The following is a 6,884-nucleotide window of genomic DNA, read 5'->3' on the forward strand; positions in this document are numbered from 1 at the left end:
TTCCGCGTAACTGATAGGCGACTCTGGTAGACTCCGCCGCCATTATGATCCGACTCCAGAACCTCACTTTACAGCGTGGCCCTCAGCGTCTGCTAGAAGACGCCGAGATGACCCTGCACCCCGGCCATAAAGCCGGCCTGATCGGTGCCAATGGTGCCGGCAAATCCAGCCTGTTCGCCTTGCTGCGCGGCGAGCTCAGCGCGGACGCGGGCGACTGCCTGATTCCCGCCGACTGGCGCATTGCCCATATGCGCCAGGAGATCGATGCGGTCGAGCGCCAGGCGGTGGACTATGTGCTCGACGGCGATCTGCAGCTGCGCAAGGTACAGGCCGAGCTGGCCGTGGCCGAAGCTGCGCATGACGGCGCAGCCATCGCCCGCCTGCACACCGAGCTGGACAACCTCGACGGTTATGCCGCCGATGCCCGGGCGCGCAAGCTGCTCGCCGGCTTGGGCTTCGACAGTGCGCAGATGGACCGCCGCGTCGGCGACTTCTCCGGTGGCTGGCGCATGCGCCTGAACCTGGCCCAGGCGCTGATGTGCCCATCCGACCTGTTGCTGCTCGACGAACCGACCAACCACCTGGATCTGGATGCGATCCTCTGGCTGGAAGGCTGGTTGCAGAGCTATCCCGGCACCCTGCTGCTGATTTCCCACGATCGCGATTTTCTCGATGCGGTGGTCGACCACGTCGCCCATGTCGAGCAGCGGAAGCTGACCCTGTATCGCGGCGGCTATTCGGCCTTCGAGCGCACCCGTGCCGAGCGTCTGGCCCAGCAGCAGCAGGCCTACGAGAAACAGCAGGCGCAACGCGCCCATATGGAAAAGTACATCGCCCGCTTCAAGGCCCAGGCGACCAAGGCCCGGCAGGCGCAGAGCCGGATCAAGGCCCTGGAGCGCATGGAGGAGCTGTCGGCTGCACATGTCGACTCGCCCTTCGACTTCAGTTTCCGTGAGGCCGACAAGATCTCCAGTCCTCTGCTGGATCTCAGCGAAGGCCGCCTGGGCTATGGCGACAAGGTGGTGCTGGAGCAGGTCAAGCTGCAGCTGACCCCCGGCGCGCGTCTGGGCCTGCTCGGGCCCAACGGGGCGGGCAAGTCGACCCTGATCAAGAACCTCGCCGGCGAACTGCAGCCCATCGGCGGGCGCTTGCAGCGTGGCGAGAACCTGGTGGTGGGTTACTTCGCCCAGCATCAGCTCGACGCCCTGGACGACAAGGCCAGCCCCTTGCTGCACTTCCAGCGCCTGGCCCCCACCGAGCGCGAGCAGACCCTGCGCGATTTCCTCGGCGGTTTCGACTTCCGCGGCCCGCGCTGCGACGAGCCGGTGCTGAATTTTTCCGGAGGCGAAAAAGCCCGCCTGGCCCTGGCCCTGATCGCCTGGGGCAAGCCCAACCTGCTGCTGCTCGATGAACCGACCAACCACCTCGACCTGGAAATGCGCCTGGCCCTGACCATGGCCCTGCAGGAGTTCAGCGGCGCGGTGGTGGTGGTATCCCACGATCGTCACCTGCTCAAGAGCACCACTGACGAGTTTCTCCTGGTGGCCGATGGCCGCGTGCAGTCGTTCGATGGCGATCTGGAAGACTACGCCCGCTGGCTGGTGGATTACCGCGTGCGTCAGGCCGCGCCGAGCAGTGCCGAGAGCAACTTGGACAAGACCGACAAGCGCGCCCAGCGCCAGGTCGCGGCCGCGCTGCGCCAGCAACTGGCCCCGCACAAGCGCGAAGCCGACAAGCTGGAAAAGGAGCTGGGGCAGTTGCATGCTCAGCTCGCGGCCGTGGAGCAGCGCCTGGGTGACAGCGCCATCTATGAAGCGGCGCGCAAGGATGAGCTGCGCGATGCCCTGGCCGAGCAGGCCAGGCTGAAAAGCCGCGAGGCCGATCTGGAGGAGCGCTGGATGCTGGCGCTGGAAACCCTGGAGGCCTTGCAGGCCGAGCTGGAGGCCGCCAGTTGACCCTCGACTCCTTGGCTGAATGGCTGCTCGCCTACAGCGGGCCATTGATCCGTGGTGGCCAGGTGCTACTGATCCTGCTGCTCGCCTGGTTGCTCCAGCGCCTGCTGGCTCGCGGTCTGAACCGCCTGGCCATGCGCTACCCGCAGTTGCCGGTGGAAGTTCTGTGGCCCCTGCGCGGCGCGCTGCGCTGGTTGATCATGGGCAGCGCCTTTATGCTGGTGCTGGAGCGTCTGGGGGTTTCCGCCCAGGTGCTGTGGACGGCGCTGACCGGCTTTGTCGCGGTGGCGGCGGTGGCCTTCTTCGCCATCTGGAGCGTGCTGTCCAACCTGTTCTGCGCGCTGCTGATCGTGACCCTGACGCCCTTTCGCATCGGCGACTGCGTGGAAGTGATCGAAAGTGCCGACAAGCCAGGGGTCATAGGCCGGGTGTTGTCGATCAACCTGTTCTACACCACCCTCGAAGACCTCAGTGGCGATGCCCCGGGTTGCTGGGTGCAGGTGCCTAATAGTCTGTTCTTCCAGAAAGCCGTGCGCCGCTGGCGCAATGGCGAACTCCCCGTCGCGCGCAAACTCGAGATATAACCATGATGGAATGGCTGGCCAACCCCGAACTCTGGGTCGCGTTTCTGACCCTGACCGCCCTGGAAATCGTCCTCGGCATCGACAACATCATCTTTATCTCGATCCTGGTCAGCCGTCTGCCCAAGCATCAGCAGCCCAAGGCGCGGTTCTTCGGCCTGGCCCTGGCCATGGGCACGCGGATTCTGCTGCTGTTGTCGATCAGCTGGGTGATGCGCCTGACCAACGACCTGTTTCACGTCTTCGGCGAAGGCTTCTCCGGGCGCGACCTGATTCTGTTCTTCGGCGGTCTGTTTCTGCTGTTCAAGAGTACCGCGGAGATCTACCACAGCCTGGAAGGCGAGGAGGAGGGGCAGGCTTCCGGCGGCAAGGCCTACGGCTTTATGGGCATCATCGTGCAGATCGCGATCATCGATATCGTCTTCTCGCTGGACTCGGTGATCACTGCGGTCGGTCTGGTCGATAACGTGCCGGTGATGGTCGCGGCCATCGTCATCTCGGTGATCGTGATGATGCTTTCGGCGGGCACCATCAGCGATTTCATCGACAAGCACCCGAGCCTGAAGATGCTCGCGCTGTCGTTCCTGATCGTGGTCGGCACGGTGTTGATTGCCGAAGCCTTCGACGTGCATGTGCCCAAGGGTTACGTGTACTTCGCTATGGCCTTCTCGCTGGCGGTGGAAGCCGTCAATATCCGTATGCGCACGGCCCGCGCCCGGGCGCGCAAGGAAGAGATGGAACCGGTGCACTTGCGCAAGGGTTCGCCGGACTGAGTTAGCCGGCTGGGCGCAGTCAACGACAAGGGGTAGGCTAAGGCTTGCCCCTTTTTTATCGACCTGTTTGAGGTATCGCCATGGCACTGGAAACCTGGCTCGCGTTCTTCGTCGCCTGTTGGATCATCAGCCTGTCGCCGGGGGCCGGCGCGATTGCCTCGATGTCCGCAGGCTTGCAGTACGGCTTTCTGCGCGGCTACTGGAACGCCCTGGGCCTGCAACTGGGCCTGGCCCTGCAGATCGCCATCGTCGCCGCCGGCGTCGGGGCGATTCTGGCGGCTTCGGAGCTGGCCTTCAGCCTGATCAAGTGGTTCGGCGTGGTTTACCTGGTGTACCTCGGCTATCGGCAGTGGCAGGCGCTGCCCAGCGACATGGCGGCACCCGCCGAGCGCCCCATCGGCCGACCGCTGACCCTGGTGCTGCGCGGCTTTCTGGTCAACTTCAGCAACCCCAAGGCCATTGTCTTCATGCTTGCGGTGCTGCCGCAGTTCCTCAACCCGCAGGCCCCGCTGCTGAGCCAGTACCTGGTGATGGGCGTGACCATGATCTGTGTCGACCTGATTGTCATGGCCGGTTACACCGGCCTGGCGTCGCGGCTGCTGCGGGCGCTGCGTTCGCCGCGGCAGCAGCGCATCATGAACCGCACCTTCGGCGCTCTGTTCGTCGGTGCCGCCGCGTTGCTGGCCACGGTGCGGCGCGCGGCGGTCTGAGCTTCGCTGGATAGGTCACCAGGCAATCGGCTGGCCGTCCCAGGCCCAGAAGCTGCCGGTCTGTTCCGGGCCATGACGCGCCACCTGGGCCAGTAAGCGCTCGGCCGCGAAATGCGGGGTGAACAGTTGCTCTGCTGGCACATTGGCCTGGAAGGGTTTCGACAGCGCGGTATCGGTAGTGCCGGGGTGCAGGCTGAGCACGCAACTGTTCGGGTTCAGCCGGCTCAGCTCGATGCTGGCGGTGTGCAGCAGCTGGTTCAGCGCCGCCTTGCTGGCCCGGTAGCTGTACCAGCCGCCGAGGCGGTTGTCGCCAATCGAGCCGACCCGTGCCGACAGCGCCGCCACTGTGCACGGATGACGGCCACGCAGCAGCGGCAACAGGTGCTTGAGCAGCAGGATCGGCGCGCAGCTGTTGCGCTGGAAGGTCGCCAGCAGCCCCTGCAAGTCCAGCTGGGTCAGGCTCTTCTCGGCTTTTGCCGCGCCTTCCTGCAAGACCCCCACGGTGCACAGCAGCAGATGCAGCTGGGGCGTGACGGCGCGTAGCCGTTGCGCCAGTGCGGCCAGCGCGGCTTCGTCGCAGCAGTCCAGATCCAGCCGCTGCAAGCGGTCGCCATGGCGCTCGGCCAGGGCCGCCAGGTCGGCGGATTGGCTGGCGTGACGCGCCACCGCCCAGACCCGGGCGACATCCGCGCGAGCCAGCAGCTGTTCGCTCAGGGCCAGGCCGATGCCGCGGCTGGCCCCGCAGACCAGTACGTTGGCGGGGTGTTCGAGACGTTGCCAGTACTCCATGCCCATGACCTCGGCGTAACGGCGCGCGGCGGGGATACGCGACGCGGCTGCGATCTTCGGCATACTAGCGCTTCGTCAGCGAGGAAACAGCCATGCGCGTATGGATAGATGCCGATGCCTGCCCCAGGGCGGCCAAGGATCAGTTGGTCAAGTTCGCTCTCAAGCGTCGATTCGAAGTGCTGCTGGTGGCCGGCCAGGCCCAGGTCAAGCCGGCCTACAGCTGTGTGCGGCTGATTGTGGTGCCCAGCGGCCCGGACGCTGCCGACGATTATCTGGTGGAACACGCCCTGCCCGGCGAGCTGGTGATCTGCAGTGATGTGCCCCTGGCCGATCGCCTGGTGAAAAAGGGCGTGGCTGCCCTCGATCCGCGCGGCCGCGAGTTCGATGAACGCAATATGGGCGACAAGCTGGCAGTGCGGAACCTGTTTACCGAGCTGCGCGAGCAGGGCCAGGTCGGTGGCGGCCAGCCGCCCTATGGCGAGCGCGACAAGCAGGCCTTTGCCAATGCCCTGGATCGTATCCTGACCCGCTTGCAGCGCCAGGCCGGCGGCTGACGCCTACCCGCAGAGATAGGTGCCGGTGCCAACAGCCACCAGGGTGCCATCGTCGCTGTGCAATTCGCTGCGTACCACCGCCACCTTGTTGCCCGAGCGCAGCAGCACCGCCGTAGCGGTAAAGCGTTGGCCGCGGCCGGGGCGCAGGTAGTCGATGCGCAGGTCGATGGTGCCGAGCTTGGACAGCCGGGTCATGCGCTCGGCACTTGCCAGGTGCTGGTGCTTGTCGAACGCGCCGATCAGGGCCATGGCCCCACCGGCCACATCCAGCAGCGAGGAGATCACCCCGCCATGCAGGATACCGTGGACGAAGTTGCCGATCAGTTCGGGCTTCATCGGCAGGTGCATGGTGACCCGTTCCAGGCTCAGTTCATCCAGCTCGATACCGAGCATCCGGTTGAACGGAATCCGTTGGAAAAAGCCGGCGACTGCCTGCCGAAGTTCGTCATCGAGCACGCTGGGTGGTTGGGTCATGAGGGGTGGGCCTGGGCGGGTGTCAGTACAAACTGCCGCATGCCGCGCGGTTTGACCAGAGGCGCGGCCGGTGTGCCGCGCCGATTGGCAGGAACGGACTAGGGTCTGTCGCAAACCTGTAGGAGCACGCCATGCGTGCGAAGCGCCGGCATGGCGGAGTGCTCTACAACCCAGGGCTAACGCCCGGTGGAGCTCCACGACAAATGACCTGTGTCACGACACTAGTCGTGGTGAGCCAGCTCCAGCACCCGATCAACCAGTTTGTTGATGCCCGAGGCCGCTTCGCTGATCGACTGGGCGAGCATATAGGCCGGGGTGCTGACCAGTTTGCGCGCAGGGTCTTCAACGATGTCGCTGACTTCGCACTCATGGTGAACCGCGCCCATCTGGGTCATGGCCGCGGCAGTATCGTGGTCGTTGCCGATGGTGCAGATCACCCCGCTGCCGAAGATCTTCGCCGCCAGGGCCGGGGCGATGCAGATCAGGCCGACCGGTTTGCCGGCCTTGACGAAGGCCTGGGCGGCGCTCAGCACGTCGGCCTGCACCGTGCAGTTGGCTCCGCTGATGGCGAAATCGGAGAGGTTCTTCGCCACGCCGAAACCGCCGGGCAGGATCAGTGCGTCGAAATCGCCGACATGCAGTTCCTTGACGTCCTTGATCTTGCCGCGGGCGATGCGCGCCGACTCCACCAGCACGTTGCGCGTCTCATCCATCTCGTCGCCGCTGTAATGGTCGACCACGTGCAGTTGCGCCACGTTGGGGGCATAGCACTGCACCTGGGCACCGCGCTGATCGAGACGCAGCAGGGTGATCACGCTTTCATGGATTTCCGCGCCATCGTAGACACCACAGCCGGAAAGAATCACCGCAACTTTTTTGTTCATTAAATGCTCCTGAATTGCCGAGTCGTACCGGATTGAGTCGTGACCTGCCTGTCGCCATATGCCACCCAAGTTGGCATGGCGCGCCGCGAAGCGAGTGTGGCGTGGGGGGGGGGGGGTGGGGGGAAACAAACACCGACCCCCAACCATTGCCACCAAAAACAAAAAAA

Annotated in this window: 8 protein-coding genes; 5 read left to right on the forward strand and 3 right to left on the reverse strand. The window is 64.9% G+C overall.

Translation table 11 applies throughout. The annotated features are described in order from the left end of the window. Window positions 1–44 precede the first annotated feature (44 nt). From WMW70_RS16360 to rhtB, 4 genes are all read left to right on the forward strand, one after another. Window positions 45–1,955 (forward strand): ATP-binding cassette domain-containing protein, encoded by a 1,911-nt coding sequence (locus WMW70_RS16360; protein ID WP_341438529.1) that lies wholly within the window; start codon window positions 45–47, stop codon window positions 1,953–1,955. Further along, window positions 1,952–2,536, forward strand: a complete 585-nt coding sequence (locus WMW70_RS16365) for a mechanosensitive ion channel family protein (RefSeq protein ID WP_341438530.1) — start codon at window positions 1,952–1,954, stop codon at window positions 2,534–2,536. Before WMW70_RS16360 ends, WMW70_RS16365 begins: the two co-directional genes overlap by 4 nt. 5 nt (window positions 2,537–2,541) lie before the next feature. Next, complete coding sequence (locus WMW70_RS16370; RefSeq protein ID WP_341438795.1) at window positions 2,542–3,306, forward strand: TerC family protein; 765 nt, start codon at window positions 2,542–2,544, stop codon at window positions 3,304–3,306. 80 nt (window positions 3,307–3,386) lie between these two features. After that, complete coding sequence (rhtB, locus tag WMW70_RS16375; RefSeq protein ID WP_341438531.1) at window positions 3,387–4,016, forward strand: homoserine/homoserine lactone efflux protein; 630 nt, start codon at window positions 3,387–3,389, stop codon at window positions 4,014–4,016. Between the two features lie 15 nt (window positions 4,017–4,031). Here the strand turns inward: rhtB and WMW70_RS16380 are convergent, their stop codons facing one another. After that, the gene (locus WMW70_RS16380; protein ID WP_341438796.1) at window positions 4,032–4,805 is read right to left on the reverse strand and encodes an SDR family NAD(P)-dependent oxidoreductase; all 774 of its coding nucleotides are present in this window, start codon (window positions 4,803–4,805) and stop codon (window positions 4,032–4,034) included. A gap of 92 nt (window positions 4,806–4,897) precedes the next feature. On the opposite strand from WMW70_RS16380, the gene WMW70_RS16385 reads away from it, so the two are divergent. Then, window positions 4,898–5,359, forward strand: a complete 462-nt coding sequence (locus WMW70_RS16385) for a YaiI/YqxD family protein (protein WP_339462412.1) — start codon at window positions 4,898–4,900, stop codon at window positions 5,357–5,359. 3 nt (window positions 5,360–5,362) lie between these two features. On the opposite strand, the gene WMW70_RS16390 is transcribed toward WMW70_RS16385, so the two are convergent. Next, window positions 5,363–5,833: a thioesterase family protein gene (locus WMW70_RS16390; protein ID WP_341438532.1), complete on the reverse strand. Its 471-nt coding sequence runs from the start codon at window positions 5,831–5,833 to the stop codon at window positions 5,363–5,365. A 221-nt stretch (window positions 5,834–6,054) separates the two neighbouring features. Continuing rightward, window positions 6,055–6,717 (reverse strand): isoprenoid biosynthesis glyoxalase ElbB, encoded by a 663-nt coding sequence (gene elbB / locus WMW70_RS16395; RefSeq protein WP_341438533.1) that lies wholly within the window; start codon window positions 6,715–6,717, stop codon window positions 6,055–6,057. Between the last annotated feature and the right edge of the window lie 167 nt (window positions 6,718–6,884).

Origin of the sequence: Pseudomonas sp. XK-1 (assembly GCF_038069885.1) — a bacterium.
In the GTDB taxonomy this organism is placed as follows: Bacteria; Pseudomonadota; Gammaproteobacteria; order Pseudomonadales; family Pseudomonadaceae; genus Aquipseudomonas.